Annotated in this window: 11 protein-coding genes; 3 read left to right on the top strand and 8 right to left on the bottom strand. The window is 68.7% G+C overall.

Annotated elements, in window-relative coordinates:
• Nucleotides 1-542: 542 nt before the first annotated feature.
• The 3 genes from ACTWQR_RS16960 to ACTWQR_RS16970 form a co-directional block, all read right to left on the bottom strand.
• A complete protein-coding gene (locus tag ACTWQR_RS16960) occupies nt 543-1772 on the bottom strand; it encodes an epoxide hydrolase (protein WP_443227905.1) in 1230 nt (409 codons plus the stop codon).
• 47 nt (nt 1773-1819) lie between these two features.
• Nucleotides 1820-2263, bottom strand: a complete 444-nt coding sequence (locus tag ACTWQR_RS16965) for a nuclear transport factor 2 family protein (RefSeq protein WP_443227906.1) — start codon at nt 2261-2263, stop codon at nt 1820-1822.
• A gap of 622 nt (nt 2264-2885) precedes the next feature.
• Nucleotides 2886-3482, bottom strand: a complete 597-nt coding sequence (locus ACTWQR_RS16970; RefSeq protein ID WP_443227907.1) for a TetR/AcrR family transcriptional regulator — start codon at nt 3480-3482, stop codon at nt 2886-2888.
• A gap of 383 nt (nt 3483-3865) precedes the next feature.
• Here ACTWQR_RS16970 and ACTWQR_RS16975 point away from each other — a divergent pair, with 383 nt between their 5' ends.
• On the top strand, nt 3866-5671 hold the full coding sequence (locus tag ACTWQR_RS16975; protein WP_443227908.1) for a thiamine pyrophosphate-binding protein: 1806 nt from the start codon (nt 3866-3868) through the stop codon (nt 5669-5671).
• A gap of 108 nt (nt 5672-5779) precedes the next feature.
• Here ACTWQR_RS16975 and ACTWQR_RS16980 read toward each other — a convergent pair whose 3' ends face one another.
• Nucleotides 5780-6721, bottom strand: a complete 942-nt coding sequence (locus ACTWQR_RS16980) for a 2-dehydropantoate 2-reductase (RefSeq protein WP_443227909.1) — start codon at nt 6719-6721, stop codon at nt 5780-5782.
• Nucleotides 6722-7091: 370 nt separating this feature from the next.
• On the opposite strand from ACTWQR_RS16980, the gene ACTWQR_RS16985 reads away from it, so the two are divergent.
• Entirely contained in the window at nt 7092-8813 is a 1722-nt protein-coding gene (locus ACTWQR_RS16985; RefSeq protein WP_443227910.1) for an MFS transporter, read from the top strand.
• 107 nt (nt 8814-8920) lie between these two features.
• On the opposite strand, the gene ACTWQR_RS16990 is transcribed toward ACTWQR_RS16985, so the two are convergent.
• Both ACTWQR_RS16990 and ACTWQR_RS16995 read right to left on the bottom strand, forming a co-directional pair.
• Nucleotides 8921-9865 carry an NADP-dependent oxidoreductase gene (locus tag ACTWQR_RS16990; protein WP_443227911.1) on the bottom strand — a complete coding sequence of 315 codons (945 nt, stop codon included), beginning with the start codon at nt 9863-9865 and terminating at the stop codon, nt 8921-8923.
• Between the two features lie 353 nt (nt 9866-10218).
• Complete coding sequence (locus ACTWQR_RS16995) at nt 10219-11187, bottom strand: alpha/beta hydrolase (protein WP_443227912.1); 969 nt, start codon at nt 11185-11187, stop codon at nt 10219-10221.
• Nucleotides 11188-11659: 472 nt separating this feature from the next.
• Between ACTWQR_RS16995 and ACTWQR_RS17000 the strand changes: the two genes are divergently transcribed.
• Nucleotides 11660-12895, top strand: a complete 1236-nt coding sequence (locus ACTWQR_RS17000; RefSeq protein WP_443227913.1) for an epoxide hydrolase family protein — start codon at nt 11660-11662, stop codon at nt 12893-12895.
• Nucleotides 12896-13066: 171 nt separating this feature from the next.
• On the opposite strand, the gene ACTWQR_RS17005 is transcribed toward ACTWQR_RS17000, so the two are convergent.
• Nucleotides 13067-13840: a GNAT family N-acetyltransferase gene (locus ACTWQR_RS17005; protein ID WP_443227914.1), complete on the bottom strand. Its 774-nt coding sequence runs from the start codon at nt 13838-13840 to the stop codon at nt 13067-13069.
• A 185-nt stretch (nt 13841-14025) separates the two neighbouring features.
• The gene (locus tag ACTWQR_RS17010) at nt 14026-14637 is read right to left on the bottom strand and encodes a TetR/AcrR family transcriptional regulator (protein WP_443227915.1); all 612 of its coding nucleotides are present in this window, start codon (nt 14635-14637) and stop codon (nt 14026-14028) included.
• Nucleotides 14638-14804 lie beyond the last annotated feature (167 nt).

Below are 14804 nucleotides of genomic sequence, written 5' to 3' on the forward strand. Positions count from 1 at the left end.
CGCACGCCTTCTGCACCCTGCAACGACTGGCCCGGGCCCCAAAAGACGCGGCGCCGGCCTGAGCCTCTACCAGGTCGTCCGCGAGCTGCAGACACTCCTCGCCCTCTGGACCGGTGCCTGCCCCACCTGCCACCACGACATACCCACACCAATACGCACCTGACCAAGCCCTACTAGGTGCACGGCAACCCGCTCGCGCTGGTGGAACCCCCCGCCGCGCTGGAGCGCGAACAGCACACAGCGGCGACGGCGCTCCCAGCCGTCCTGCCCCTCGGCGAGTGCCCTCAAAAAACTTCCGACGCACGCGTGGGCGATCTGCCGGGCCCGAGCCGGGAGTTGCTCCTGCCGCGGCGCTCGGGGACAGCGACCCCACCCTGTTGGAGGCCGCCGCAGCCGGCCGACCCGTTGTAGACGTCCTCGAACCCGCCGAGCGCGACCGGTTGGTCGCGCTCGGCGCCCCGTCCCGGCGACTGCCCTTCCAGCATCCGCTGATCGGCTCCGCGGCCGGGCCCGCCCTCGGGGGCTTTCGGGCGGCGTGCCCGTCAGTCGGTGCGCCCACGGAAGGTACGGCGCACGTCATCGACCCACGCGTCGGGTACTTCCCAGAACACGAAGTGGCCTCCGCCCGGGTGTGCGGTGACGTTGACGTGGTTGAACCAGGGTGCGCGGGGGCTGCCCAGGAAGTCCTGGACCCGGTTCTCGGTGGTCACGCCGGGTGGGTTCTCGTAGCCGACCAGCGTGATGCCGGTGGGTGCCTGAACGGGCGGGGTGAGGTCGTGGGACGGGGTCCACGGGTAGCGGTTGGCGTTGGCGTACATCCGCATCGACGTGCTGATCGAGTTGGTGGCCCAGTAGATCGTCGCGTTGGTGAGGAGGTCGTCCTTGCTGAAGACGTTCTCGACGTTGCCGTCGTTGTCGCTCCAGTTCGTCCACCGTTCGAGGATCCAGGCCAGCATGCCGGCCGGGGAGTCGCTCAACGCGTGGCCGAGGGTGCTGGAGTCGAGGACATGCACGGCGACGTGGGCGACGAAGCGCTTGTGGACGGAGAGGATCCCGGCGCGGATGTCCTCGGGTGTGCCCTCGGGGATCGTCTTGCCGCCGGTGAGGTCCCAGGCCCGGTCGCCGTTGAACATGTTCAGCGGGATCGGTGAGCCGACGTGGATGGCGTACAGGGACTCGTAGTACTTGTGGCCGAGTTGAGCGGTCACCATGGAACCGAGGTCGGAGCCGGTGGCTGCGTACTTCTCATAGCCGAGGACTTCCGTCATCAGCTTGTGGAACAGGTCGGCGGCCTTCCAGAAGTTCATGTCCGGGTTGTCGGGCAGGGGTGTGGACCAGCCGAAGCCGGGCGTCGAGGGGACGATGACGTCGAACGCCTCGGCCGGGTCTCCGCCGTGGGCACCTGGATCGGCGAGTTTGTCGATGACCTTGGTGGACATCGCGACGGTCCAGGGCCAGCCATGAAGGAGCAGCATCGGCTTGGGACTGGGGCCGACACCGGCCCTGCGCATGAAGTGGATGGGCGCGCCGTCGACTTCGACCTGGTATTGCTCGTACTGGTTGAGCCCGGCTTCTGCCTTGCGCCAGTCGTAACCGTCGATCCAGTAGTCGATCAGTTCTTTCAGGTACTGGCCGTCCACGCCGTAGTACCAGTCGCGATTGCCGGCGTCCACGGCGTAACGGGTGCGCTGCAGACGCTCCTTGAGGTCGACGAGCACCTCGTCGGGCACGTGGATGGTGGTGGGGGTCAGTGGGAAGGGCTTGCTGGACATGGGGGAATCCCTCTCGGGTGATGAGGCGTGGCCGGGACAGGGTCGGGTCAGGGAACGATCTTCAGTCGCAGCCGGGTGAGCTCGCAGTCGGAGATGCGCCACTCGCCGTCGACCTTGCGATAGGTGTCGTGGTAGTGGCCGAAGCCGTGCAGGAAGGAGAAAGGGGCCTCGGGATGGGTCTCGCGGTCGTGGTAGATCCGGTCCTCCATGGCCCACACACCTTGAGCAGTTGTGTCCGAGGTGAAGGTGACCTCGTGCGTGAACAGGTGGTGGATGGGCTGGCCGGCCCCGACACGGTCGCCGATGGTCTTCGCGAAGTCGGCGGCGGTGACTTCGTTGGCGAGTGTGCCGTCGACGTTGCGGAATCGCATGACGGCGTCGTCGGTGAAGACTCCCACCATCTTCTCCCACTGCCTGGTGTCGGCGTACCGGACGTAGCGGGCCCTCAGTTCGCGGATCTGGTCGAGGTCGGTATGTGTCGCGGCGGTCATGTATCCGCCCTCCTTCGCCGAGGTGTATCTATTGCCTAACAGATGTGTCTTGCCCGCACGTCAGTCATATGACTGCGTTGACACATGTGAGGTCGGATTGAGCTTCGCCCGCTGTCTCAGGAGCGGAGTATCGGAGCGGCGCGTCCCGTAGTCCGGTCCGCGCCGATGTGCATGTCCTGTTGCTCCTTCTTCCCCCGGTGGCCGGTGGGTATCAGCAGACACGAGGTGAGTCCTACGGCGGCGGCGACGGGCAGTACACGTACGCCGAATGCTCCGCCAACGAGTACGTGGCGCTTGCCGACCTGGTCACCGACTCGCCCCAGAACGGGTGTAAGGAGCTCGGGAGCAGGAGGCCGGTGAGTGCCCATCCCACTCCCAGCCGGCTCGTGTGGACGTGATCGCGCAGCGCTTCCAGACCGGGGATTCACCACGGACTGGACCATGGTGTACGAGACCGAGGCGACCGAAAGAAGCACCAGCGAGGCCTGCGCCCCTTCCGCGCGGAAGGGGCGCAGGCCTCGCTGGTGCGGGGCAAGGGGAACGCCCCAAGGCAAGATTGGATGACATAGTCCAATCTTGCCTCGTTAAAACAGGACCGTCAAGTCCAATCTTGCGTTCGGGCCTACGCGGCGCTCACGGTCACGGGCCGCAGCGGACTGATCGCCGCTGTGAGGGCCGCGTCGAGATACTCCGTGCGCCCCGTCCCCTGGAGCATCACGACGCCCCCCTGTACGGCCGCCAGGATGCTCCGCGCGCGTCGCCGCACGGCTTCCTCCCCGTCGGGCGTGACCGCCTCCACGCCGCGCACGAGAGCCGCCTCCCACTCGTCGTAGAGGGAGCTGACGATCGAGCGGGCCTGGGGTGAGGACTTGCCCAGTTCGGTGGTGAGGCTGCCGAGGGGGCACTTCTGTCCCAGTTCCGTGTAGTGGTCGAGCACCGCCTGCCGCCACCCCTGCCAGGACTCCCACGTGGAGAGATCGCCGAGATGCGGCTGCTGCGCCTCGAGGACCTGCCCTGCCTCGTACTCGGCCACGGCCGTGAGGATGTCGGACCTGCCCTCGGGGAAGTAGTGGAACAGCTGGCTCTTGCTGGTGGCCGTGGCTGCCCGCACGTCGTCGAGGGTCGTATCCGCGGCTCCCTTGTCCCTGGTCAGCATCGCGGCGGCGACGATGATGCGCTGTCGGGTGGCTCTGCCCTTGGCGGTCATTCCCTTGTTCATCTCACCATCATCCCACTTCTTTGGACCTTTCAGTCCATCTCTGGGATGCGACGTACGGCCATGCCTCCGCCGTAGCCCCTACCCCGGCCGGCGGCCCGCGTCGTCGCACGAGCAGGCAGCACCGTCCGAGCACAGTCGCTTTCGGCATGGACGGCCAGTCCTGTGTGCCCCTGGAGTCGAGGACGGCAGAGGTACCCCTCTCGCGCAGACAGCGACACCCACGTCCTGCGCGGAACAGTCCAGGCCCGCCGCGCAAGGTGTGCTTCTCACCTGGAGTCCACTGCACACACCTAGACCTCACCTTCCCATAGCAAACGTGAACTTCTCCCGGCGCTCGACACGTGTTCGGTGTGAACACAACTCATGTGAACGGGAAGGTGGCAATGCAGCGTTCCCCCAAGGACGAAATGGCAACCGGCGGCACCGAAACGCCACCTCACGACACCGCGGCCCCCGCGATGGCGACCGTCCGGCACAACAGCGGGCCGAGCCGGCAGGACGGGGGCGAGGCGACGACTCTGGCCGAGGTGATCGGACAGACACTCGCCGAGGAAGGCGTCCGGCACGCGTTCGGCGTCGTGGCCAACGGCAACGTGCTCGCCGTCGCCGGTCTCACCGGCCACGGGGTGCGGTACCTGTCCGCACGTCACGAAGGCGGAGCGGCCACCATGGCGGACGCCTACTACCGGACCACCGGTGAGGTCGCCGTGTGCACCACGGGCAGTGGTCCAGGACTCACCAACACCGCCACGGGCCTGGCCGACGCGGTCAAACACCGCAGTGGTGTGCTGCTGTTGTGCGGCGATGTGCCCTCGACGGGGCCGCGCAGGATCGACATCGATCAGAACGCCTTCCTGGACTCCCTCGGCGTACCCGTGGTGCGGCTGACCGACCTCGCCACGGCGCGCACCGACACCCTGCGGGCACTGCGTCGCGCACGCGACGAGCAGCGACCGGTGGCGCTGTGCCTGCCGCAAGACCTGATCACGGCCCAGGTCACGGCCCAGGTCACCGAGGAAGTGCCGGCCGAGCGACTGCCGGAGCGACCCCGCCGGAAGGCGGCGGACGCCACCGGGACGGCCGCGGCGCTGGACGCACTGGCCATCGCGAAACGGCCCCTCGTCCTGGGCGGGCTGGGCGCCTGGCGCTCGGGAGCCGCCAAGGTCGTCACCGAACTGGGAGACCGGCTCGGCGCGCTCTACGCGACCAGCGCCATGGCCGGCGGCCTCTTCGCCGGCAATCCCTGGTCGCTGGGTGTGTGCGGCGGATTCGCCTCGCCGCGCGCCGCGGAGCTGATCGGCCAGGCCGACGTGGTGCTCGCCTTCGGGGCGAGCCTCGACCAGTGGACGCTGGCCGATGGCGGGCTGCTCGCCCCCGAGGCGGTGCTCGTGCAGGTGGACACCGCAGCTGCCCCGACCACCGACCGCGTCGACCTCCTCGTCACCGGCGACGCCACGGACGTGGCCGCGGCTCTGCTCGACGGCGTCCGGGTGAGCGGCTTTTCCCGGTCCACCTGGCGCGGCGAAGTCACCGACCGGATCACGAATCTGGGCTGGGACCAGGAGAGCTTCGAGGAGGCGCGCACGGACGGCCGGATCGATCCGCGCACGCTGACCCTCGGCCTGGCCGGGATGCTGCCCGAGGCACGCACGCTCGTCACCGACGGCGGCCACTTCGTGGGCTGGCCGGCCATGTACTGGTCGGTGCCCGACCCGGCCGGCTACGTCTTCACCGGGGCCGCCTTCCAGAGCATCGGCCTCGGCTTCGCGGGCGCGGTCGGCGCGGCCGTGGGCCGACCGGACCGGACGACCGTGGTCGCCCTGGGCGACGGCGGAGCGCTCATGGGCCTGCCCGAACTGGAGACCCTGGTGCGGACCGGACGCTCGGTGCTCGTGGTGATCTACGACGACGGCGGCTACGGCATGGAGGTCGTCCTGTTCGGCGACCGCGGTGCCGACCCCGGCTCCATGCTGTTCGGCGACACCGACTTCGCCGCAACGGCCCGCGCACTCGGCGCCCGGAGCGCAACCGTGCGCTGCGTGGACGACCTCGCCGTGGTCCGCGACTGGCAGTCCCAGGGAGCCGAAGGCGTCCTGCTCCTCGACTGCAAGATCGTCCCCGGGGTCGTGGCCGACTGTTTCGCCGGGCTCACCACGCTCATCAGCGGCCGGCAGGCCGACCGCCCGTAGCGGAGAAGGGGCCAACGGGTTTCGGACGGCGTGAGAAGCGACGCCAAGTGCGGCCCGCTCGGCGCCGACTTGGGTGCAAGCACCAAGTCGGCGCCCGGGAACGGGCTTTCACGCGCAGGCGCGTACCTGGGTACCACCGTCGGCCGTCCTGCTCCGGGGGCTCAGGGCGTGGAGCAAGGCCGTCATGGCACGGTTCAGGGGGACGTCGATCCCGTGGACCTCGGCGTGCCTGACCACGGCCCCGTTGAGCGCTTCCCACTCCAGCGCGTAGCCCGCGAGCCGGTCGTACAGCATCGACGTACCGTTTCCCTCGCTGAACTCGCACATGAACGCCAGCGTCTGCTCCACGTCGGCCTCGGTGAGTTCGGCCCCGACCGCGACGGCCACCTCGAGCGTCTCGCGCATGAGGCCCGCGGCGAGCTCGAGAATCATGGAGTCCTGCATCACTTCCATACGGCGCAGGGTGAGAGCCGTCAGAGGGTTCACCGCAGCGTTGAGCATGAGTTTGCGCCAGGCGGCCGTGGTCAGATCCGTCTGCTGACGTACCTCCATCCCGCTGCCGCGGAACAGCCACACCAGTCGTTCGGCCTCGGGCCCGGCCGGGACCTCGATGCTGTTGCCGTAGCCGAGACGGACCCGCCCCGGTGCCTGCCGCTCGGCCTGGATGTACACCAGTGACGGCATGACGGTCGTTCCGGGAGCCAGGCCGTGTACGCCGTCGGCCTGGTCGACGCCGTTCTGCAGCACGACGACGGTGGTGTCCTGGTCGCACAGCGCGGCAAGCCAGCGCGCGGTGCCGACTGTGTCGAAGGACTTCACCGCCAGCAGGACCCAGTCCACCGGCTTCACATCGTGGAGATCGGTGACCACGCGCACGGGCACGCGCTCCTCGCCGCCGGACGTCTGTATCACCAGCTCGTCGAACGGGGTCCTCACACATATCGAGACGTCGTGTCCGGCCTTGTGCATGGCCCACGCGAACACACCTCCTACCGCTCCCGCGCCGATCACGGCCACTGATTGGCGGGCACGGCTCTCTGCAGACGTCATGGGTCTCTCCATGTCTTACATACGTGTCTATATCGACAGGACCTGTCGGCTGTCGCCTGCGGCGATGACAGGTGTTTGATTCATGTTACACATATATGCATAATGGACTTAAATGTAGGCGGGTTATGGATACCGATGTCCCGGTCGAGACCTGATCACCGCGGTGGAGCAGGTGGTCCGATTCGGGAGGGCGCACCGTCTGACCGACCTCGCACGGTCCGCGGCGGTCTCCCAGCCGTGTGTTCCGGCAGCGGCACGCGGAGCGGGCACACGCGCTGCACCTGTCTCATCGGCCAGGCCCACACCTGACCCCTCCCCGCGTTCACACCTGTCCTCCTCAACCGTCCTGCAACGTTGGAGACAAACGCACATGACTGCACCACATGGAAGGGCTGCCGGCCCGTTCAGGCAGCCCAAGGCCGTCTGGGCCGTGGCGTTCGCCTGCGTGATCTCGTTCATGGGCATCGGCCTGGTCGACCCGATCCTGCCTGCCCTGGCCGAGAACCTCCACGCCACACCGAGCCAGGTCTCCCTGCTGTTCAGCAGCTACCTGATCGTGACGGCGGTGGCGATGCTGTTCGTCGGCTGGTTCTCCAGCCGCTTCGGCGCCAAGCGCACCCTCGTCATAGGCCTGGCGGTCATCGTCGTCTTCTCGGCCCTGGCCGGCACGTCCGGCTCGATCAACGGCATCGTCGGCTTCCGGGCCGGCTGGGGTCTGGGCAACGCGCTGTTCATCGCTACCTCGCTGGCCGTCATCGTGGCCTCCGCGAGCGGCGGTTTCGGCGGCGCGATCATCCTCTACGAGGCCGCGCTCGGCCTGGGGATCGCCGTCGGCCCGCTGCTCGGCGGTGAGCTGGGCGGCATCAGCTGGCGCGGCCCGTTCTTCGGCGTGGCCGTCCTCATGGCGATCGCCCTGGCCGCCACCGTCCTGTTCGTCCCCAGTCTGCCCAAACCGAAACAGCGCACCTCACCGCTCGACCCGCTGAAAGCACTGCGCCACCGCGGTCTGCTGACCATGGGAATCATGGCCCTGCTGTACAACTGGGGCTTCTTCACCATGCTCGGCTACGCCCCCTACCCCATGCAGTTGAGCGCCCACGAACTCGGCCTGGTCTTCACCGGCTGGGGCCTGCTCGTGGCCGCGTTCAGCGTGTTCTTCGCCCCGCGCCTTCAGGCCCGCTTCGGCACGGCCCCCGTGCTCTACGCCAACCTGCTCGGCATGGGCGTCGTGATGGCGGTGATCGGCGCGGGCGTAGACAGGCCGACGACGGTGATCGGCGCGGTCGTCGTCAGCGGCGTGTTCCTCGGGATCAACAACACCCTCACCACCCAGGCCGTCATGCTCGTGTCCCCCGTCGAGCGCCCGGTCGCCTCGTCCGCGTACGGCTTCGTGCGCTTCATCGGCGGTGGCCTCGCCCCGTACGCCGCCGGGAAGATCGCCGACGCGACCGACCTGAGCGTGCCGTTCTACGTCGGCGCCGCGACGTTTGTCCTGGCCATTCCGGTGCTCGCCAGCGGTCACGGGCTGCTGCACAGGGCCGAGGTCGGCGCCGGCGGCGGCGAGCCCGTCATGCCGACGTTCACGCAGGTCGGCGATCCCGCCGTGGCCGGCACCGCGCCGGTCGTCGTCGCCGTGGCCGACCACGCGGGCGCCCAGGCCGCCGTCGACGCGGCGGTGCGGCTGGCCCGGGACACCGGCAGCCCGTTGGAGGTCGTGCACGTCCAGCGGATCGTGGTGATCGAGGAGCAGGCCGAGTGGATCGAGAGCGACGAGCAGGCGCGCGCCGCCGTCGTCGCCCATCTCGACCGGCTCGCCGAGCAGGGCGTCACGTCCACCGGGCAGGTCCTCAACAGCGTCGGCGACCACGCTGCCGCCGGCCGCGCCCTGGCCCGACACGCCGAGGACGTCCATGCCCGCCTCGTAGCAGTGGGCCGGTCGCCGCGCGGCCACGTCGCCCAGTTCACGGACGGCAGCTTCACCACCGCCCTCACCCACGCCGCTACCTGCACGGTCGTTCTCGTCGACCCCGACAGCGAACCGCGGCACCTCACCAAGGACAGCCTCGTGCAACTGCGCGACAGCGCGGCCTGACCCGTTCCCGACCGGCACGGACCGTCGGGCGCCCGGCATGGTGCGCCCGACCGTCCGTGCCGGTCGGCGTCGGGCGAGAGCCGCTCACGTCGGTCGGCCGCCGTCGCTCAGAACTCCAGCACCATCCGGCCCCGGATCCCGCGGGTGTCCAGCAGCCGGTGTGCGGTGGCGGCCTCCTCCGCGGGCAGGGTCCGGGCGACCCGCAGGGTCAACTCCCCCTTCTCCACCTGCGAGCGCAACCGGTCGAGGTGTGCCACGTCGTCGAGATACTTCGTGAACACGGCCGTGTGGCTGTGGATGGAACGCTGCCGCAGGCTCGCGGAGTGGACGCCGCCCACGGTGCTGGAAACCGATCCGTTGTCCCGTACGGCCAGGGCTGCCCCCGCATCGACGCCGATCGTGTCCACGAGACCGTGCACGCCGCCGGGGACGGCCTGGAGGATGCCGCGGCCGACATCGTCGCTCCAGCCCACCACCAGGTCGGCGCCCAGGCCGCGGACGAGTTCCTCGTCGGCCGGCGCGGCGACCGCGACGACGGTGAGGCCCTCGGCCTTGGCCAGTTGCGCCACGTATCCGCCTACCGCTCCGGCGCTGCCCGTGACCGCGACTGTCTGTCCCGGCGTGAGGCCGACGAGGTCCAGGGCGAGGCGGGCGGTCAGCCCGTTCATCGGCAGGGTCGCCGCCTGACTGTGGCTGCTGCCCGCGGGTGCGAGGGCGACGCGCTGCGCGGGCAGCGCGAGGTACTGGGCGTAGGCGCCGCCGGTCGACTCGTTGGGTACGACCACCGCCATCACCCGGTCTCCGACGCGCAGGCCGGTGACCGTCCCCGGGCCGATCTCGTCGACGACGCCGGCCGCCTCGGCGCCCAGGACGTAAGGAGGCCGCACAGCGCTGACATCGGCGAAGCCGTTGCGCAGATAACGGTCGCCCGGGTTGACCGTCGCCGCGTGCACACGTACACGCACCTGGCCCGGACCGGCGTGGGGCTCCGGCAGGTCGAACACGGCGAGCGCTTCGGGACCTCCGAAGCGTGACACACCTACTGCTTTCATGTTTCCTTCCAGGGGCAGGAGATACGGGCGTGACGTGGGTTCCTCTCACACGTCTGAGAGGATTGGAGGACGGCCCTTCCAGGTTCCGGGAAACGACCCTCCCAAGTTCGGGGGAGTGGCACATACCTCGACGCGATGGCCGCTGGGGCGCATCACCGGACGCCACTTGGTCCCCCACCGTCCGGACGGCTCGACCCTGCTGCGCATGGAGGGCCGTGCCGGGATCGGGGCGGGGCGCGGGGAGTGCTGAGCCGGCCCTCCCCGCTGACCGCCCGCCGGCCGCCCCGTGTCGCCGAGCGGGCGGTGCCGTGCGGTCCCTCTTCCTGTCCCCGGTGACGGCCCGGCCCGGCCTGTCAGGCCTGAGCGGTTTCCCCCGCCGGGCGCAGGCCACGACGCAGTACCGCGAGCTGTTCGGCGACCATCCGCCGGCTCACCTCGGCCTGCGGGGCCATCTGGCTCGTACCGTGCCAGATGCCCGGGTAGAAGTGCAGCTCGGTCTGCACACCGTCCGCGATCAGCCGCTGGGCGAAGGCCAGATCCTCGTCGCGCAGCGGATCGAACTCACCGGCAAGGATGAAGGTGGGCGGCAGACCCGCGAGGCTCTCGGCCCGCGCCGGCGCCGCGTACGGGCTGACGCCCTCACCGCCGCGGATGCCCTTGCCGCCGAGGTAGAAGTCCCAGGCCACCTCGGCGTTGGACCGCTTCCATCCGGGAGTGTCCGTGAACCTCTTCATGGAAGAGGTGTCCATACGGTCGTCCAGCGCCGGAATGCTCAGATACTGCATGCGCAGGGCGGGACCGCCATGATCACGCGCGTACAGCGCGACGGCGGCGGCCAGGCCCGCACCGGCGCTCTCCCCGGCGATAGCGACGCGCTCAGGGTCCACCTCCAGCTCGTCCGAGTGCTCGACCAGCCAGGTAAGGGCGGCGTACGAGTCGTTCAGAGCAGCCGGGAAGGGGTGCTCGGGGGCGAGCCGGTAATTCACCGAGAGCACCACGGCGCCGACTTCGGCCGCGATACGTCTCGTCTCGGTGTCGAAGGCGTCGATGCTGCCGATCACGAATCCGCCGCCGTGCATGTACACGATGCCGGGCAGGAGCCCGTCACGGTCGGCCGGCTGATAGAGACGTACTTCGACCTCGGGATCCCCCTGCCTGCCCGGCACGGTGAAGTCACGGGTGTCGACGGCGACGGGGGGTACGTACGTCCCGAACTCCATGATCGCGGCCTCCGCCTTGCGCAGGGCTGCCACGTCACTGAAGTCCACATCGGGAAAATGTGGGACCAGTGGGGCGATCTCTGGATCGTAGCGATAGGTCATCCTGGACCTCCGTGAGAAGTGGTTTTCACCAGTGTGTGTGACTGGTCCAGCAATCGTCTTCAGTCATCCGACGGTCACACGTTCGCTGAACGCGCGTCACAGAAGGGTCTGGGCGTACTGCGGTTTGGTGTAGTCCCGCCGTTCGATGATCCGGCCGTCTTCGAGACGGTAGACGGCCATGAACACACATGTGTCACGACAGGCCGGAGGTCAGGGCGTCCTGAGCCATACGCACGCCCAATACACGTGTGGAACATGTCACATCCTCCGCGGCTTGTGAAACTCCGTGACCGGACGTCAGGGTGATGGACGATACGGAAATACGTATGTAAGGCATCGGAAGGTGGATAAACCCACTGATGCCGAAGGACTGCAGTCTCCTCCTCGCCGCTCGTCCGAGGCGGGGCCCCCGGCGAGTTGGTACACCGCTCCGCCGATGTTTTGTTCGCCATCACGAGAGAGCAGCGGGTTTATGAGTGACAAAGGCAACGGCCGTTCCCTGGAGCGGTACTCGATCGATGTTCCGCAGGAGGTCCTGGACGACCTGCGGACCCGCTTGAGGGCGACGCGTTTCGACGCGGACCTCGACAACGAGACCGGTTACTACGGTCTGAGTACGGAGTACATCAAGCCGCTGGTGGAGTACTGGGCGGACGGGTTCGACTGGCGTGCCCAGGAACAGCGGATGAACTCCCACAACCAGCACCGGGTCGAGATCGACGGCACGCCCGTGCACTTCATCCATGTGCGGGGCAAGGGACCGAACCGCCTGCCGGTTCTCCTGCACCACGGCTGGCCCTGGACACCCGACTTCAACAGCAAGCTCATCGGGCCTTTGACGGACCCCGCCGCCCACGGCGGTGACCCGGCCGACGCCTTCGACCTCGTCGTGCCGTCGCTGCCCGGCTTCGCCTGGTCCACCCCGGTCGGCAGGGGAGACCTCAACTACTGGAAGATCGCCGACATCATGCACAAGCTCATGACCGAGGTCCTGGGCTTCGAGAAGTACGGCGCCATCGGCTCCGACTACGGCGCGCTGGTCACCAGCCAGCTGGGTCACAAGTACGCCGATCACGTGGTCGGTGTGCACTACGGCGGGGAACTCGTCCCGGGCTTCTTCCAGTCCGACAAGTACTGGGATGTGACCGAGGGGTTCACGATCCCCGAGGACGCCACTCCGCGGTTCCGTGAGGACTGGCTGTACTTCGAGGCGACCCGAGCCGGCCACGTCGCCACCCACATGCTGGAGACGCAGGTCGTCACCCACGCTCTGAACGATTCGCCCGTCGGGACGCTCGCCTGGCTGCTGACGCGGTGGAAGAAGTGGAGCGACCGCTGGGGCGACTTCGACGAGGTGTTCCCCCGCGACTTCATCCTCACCCAGGCCACCACCTACTGGGTCACCCGGTCGATCGGCTCGTCCATCCGCATGTACAAGAACTGCGTGCGCTACCCGTGGAAGCCCGAGCACGACCGGCAGCCGCAGATCGAGCCGCCGGCCGGTCTCACATACCTGCTGGGCGACGCCTATCCGCCGGACGTCCGCACCGCCGAGGAGCGCGTCGCCGCCTTCGAGAACGGTCCCACCAGGGCCTGGCTCAACCCGATCAACATCAAGGTGCACGAGAAGGGCGGCCACTTCGTCGCCTGGGAGAACGCCGAAGCCTTCACGGGAGACATCCGGGAGACCTTCCGCAAGCTGCGATGACCCATCCTGGCCCGGCCCGCGGCGGAACTCCCGCACACGGGCCGGCCCGAGGCCGCCGGCAGGGCCGCCGTAACCTTTCCGCGCCGACGCCCTGCAGATCATCACCCCGTCCGCCGAGGCCGCTCACACGGCGAGCGAACTCGCCGTGCCGGGACGCCGATACGCCGGCTGTCAGGCCGTGAAGGAAGCCCAGGACTCCTCGGTCCGGAAACCGGCTCGCTCGAAGAGCGGCACCGCCTCGTCAGTGGAGTGGAGGTACGCCGTGTGCGCCCCGGCGGCCAGTGCGTCCCGCAGGATCGTCTCCGTGACCGCCCGGCCGAGCCCGCGACGCCGGTAGTCGGGCAACGTGCCGATGTTGGCAAGCCCGACATGCCGCTCGGTGAGGATCGCCAGCCCCGCCGCGGCGGGCACCCCGTCCACCTCGGCGAGGTACGCGCTGACGAACGGCCGGCCGAGCACGAGCGGCGTGTAGAGGCTGGTGATGACCGCGGGCGGAGCGCCGAACGCGGCGCCGAGGACGGTGGCGAAGGTCTCGTACTCGGCGTTCCGCAGCAGTCGTACGGATGTGATCGCATCGAACTCCGGCACGGGCCGGGCGCCTTCGAGCGGGAGCAGCATGAAGGGCTGCCGTGTGAGCGTGGTGAGCCCGTGGGCGGCGGCGAGGTCGACGATCTCCGCATCCGGCTCGCCACGCAGCCGGATGCTCCAGGGCAGTCCCCGGGCCTGTGCCGCGGCCTTCTCGCCGAGCAGGCCGATCTCCGCCTTGTCGGGAGTGGGAGCCGTGCTCACGATCCCGTTCAGCGCGGGAATCTGCGAGCGGGTGAACGCCAGCAGAGCACCGCCGGGGCCGAGTTCGACGAAGCCGTTGGGAAGAGCGCCGGCGAGTGCCTCGACCGCCCCCTGAAAGGCGCCGGCTGCTCCGGACACCATATCTCCATTATTCATACGTGTTAGTGTAACTCGGTATATGTGTGTCCACTTCCAACAGCAGGTGTGGCCTGCCGGAGAGAAATATGTATGCCATCGCGCCGGCCGTGGCTGCCGACCCCCCTCGGCAGCCACGGCTTCACACGTGGCCGCTGGATCGCCTTCCTCGCGTGCCGTGTCCGGTCCGCTCAGGGCCGTGCTCTTCAGTCGCCGGCGTCGAACGGCGGCAGGTCGGCGGCGTTACGGGCCTGCATGCCGTCGAAGGCCAGGCTGAGGTAGCGCCGCCACAGCTGTGGATGCGAGGACCGCAGGGGGGCGGCGGTCTGATAGATGCCGCTGACCAGCAGCATGATGTCCCGACCGGTGATGTCGGGGCGAATGGCACCCTGTCGGCGGGCCCGGTCGGCCAGTGCGTCGGCGATCGCCTGGAGCCGCTCGGTCCCGGCTCGAATGGCCGGCTGGTCGTGCACGATACCGGCGGCGACCTCACAGAAGGCGCGGTCGCGGGCCTGGACTTCGATGATCGCGGTCATGAAGTCGCGCAGCGCCTCGCCGGCGTCAGCGGCCTGCTCGAGCCGCTCACCGGTGTCGACGAGTGTGTCGGTGTTCTCGCAGACGATGGCGGCGACCAGGTCCTCCTTCGTCGCGTAGTGGCGGAACACGGTGCCTTTCGCGAGCCCGGCCCGTTCCGCGATCTGCGCGATGGAGACGTTGGTCCCCTCTTCGGCGAAGGCCGCCGCGGCCGCTTCGCGCAACAGTTTCCGCGAGCGCACGGCATCGCTGCGCAGTGGTCGGTCCGCCGTGGGGTTCGTCATCTCACTCTCCTTTCCGCACTGGAACCGTACACCAATGTGACCGCACGGTCAGCTTTGCGTATGCTGAACCTGACCGCCTGGTCATATTCCCCCAGTGTGGGTGCGACATGTTCCTGGGGTGTCGCGGAATAACGTGACCGTTGGGTCATCTTATGGTCTACAGTGAA

Source organism: Streptomyces sp. 2A115 (assembly GCF_052245575.1).
Lineage (GTDB): Bacteria > Actinomycetota > Actinomycetes > Streptomycetales > Streptomycetaceae > Streptomyces.

Excerpts from the sequence above, each read along its gene's own strand:
- ACTWQR_RS17000 (WP_443227913.1), top strand. The coding sequence starts at position 11,660 with ATGAGTGACAAAGGCAACGGCCGTTCCCTGGAGCGGTACTCGATCGAT.
- ACTWQR_RS16995 (WP_443227912.1), bottom strand. The coding sequence starts at position 11,187 with ATGACCTATCGCTACGATCCAGAGATCGCCCCACTGGTCCCACATTTT.
- ACTWQR_RS16990 (WP_443227911.1), bottom strand. The coding sequence starts at position 9,865 with ATGAAAGCAGTAGGTGTGTCACGCTTCGGAGGTCCCGAAGCGCTCGCC.
- ACTWQR_RS16965 (WP_443227906.1), bottom strand. The coding sequence starts at position 2,263 with ATGACCGCCGCGACACATACCGACCTCGACCAGATCCGCGAACTGAGG.
- ACTWQR_RS17005 (WP_443227914.1), bottom strand. The coding sequence starts at position 13,840 with ATGAATAATGGAGATATGGTGTCCGGAGCAGCCGGCGCCTTTCAGGGG.
- ACTWQR_RS16975 (WP_443227908.1), top strand. The coding sequence starts at position 3,866 with ATGCAGCGTTCCCCCAAGGACGAAATGGCAACCGGCGGCACCGAAACG.
- ACTWQR_RS16960 (WP_443227905.1), bottom strand. The coding sequence starts at position 1,772 with ATGTCCAGCAAGCCCTTCCCACTGACCCCCACCACCATCCACGTGCCC.
- ACTWQR_RS16970 (WP_443227907.1), bottom strand. The coding sequence starts at position 3,482 with ATGAACAAGGGAATGACCGCCAAGGGCAGAGCCACCCGACAGCGCATC.
- ACTWQR_RS16980 (WP_443227909.1), bottom strand. The coding sequence starts at position 6,721 with ATGACGTCTGCAGAGAGCCGTGCCCGCCAATCAGTGGCCGTGATCGGC.
- ACTWQR_RS17010 (WP_443227915.1), bottom strand. The coding sequence starts at position 14,637 with ATGACGAACCCCACGGCGGACCGACCACTGCGCAGCGATGCCGTGCGC.
- ACTWQR_RS16985 (WP_443227910.1), top strand. The coding sequence starts at position 7,092 with ATGACTGCACCACATGGAAGGGCTGCCGGCCCGTTCAGGCAGCCCAAG.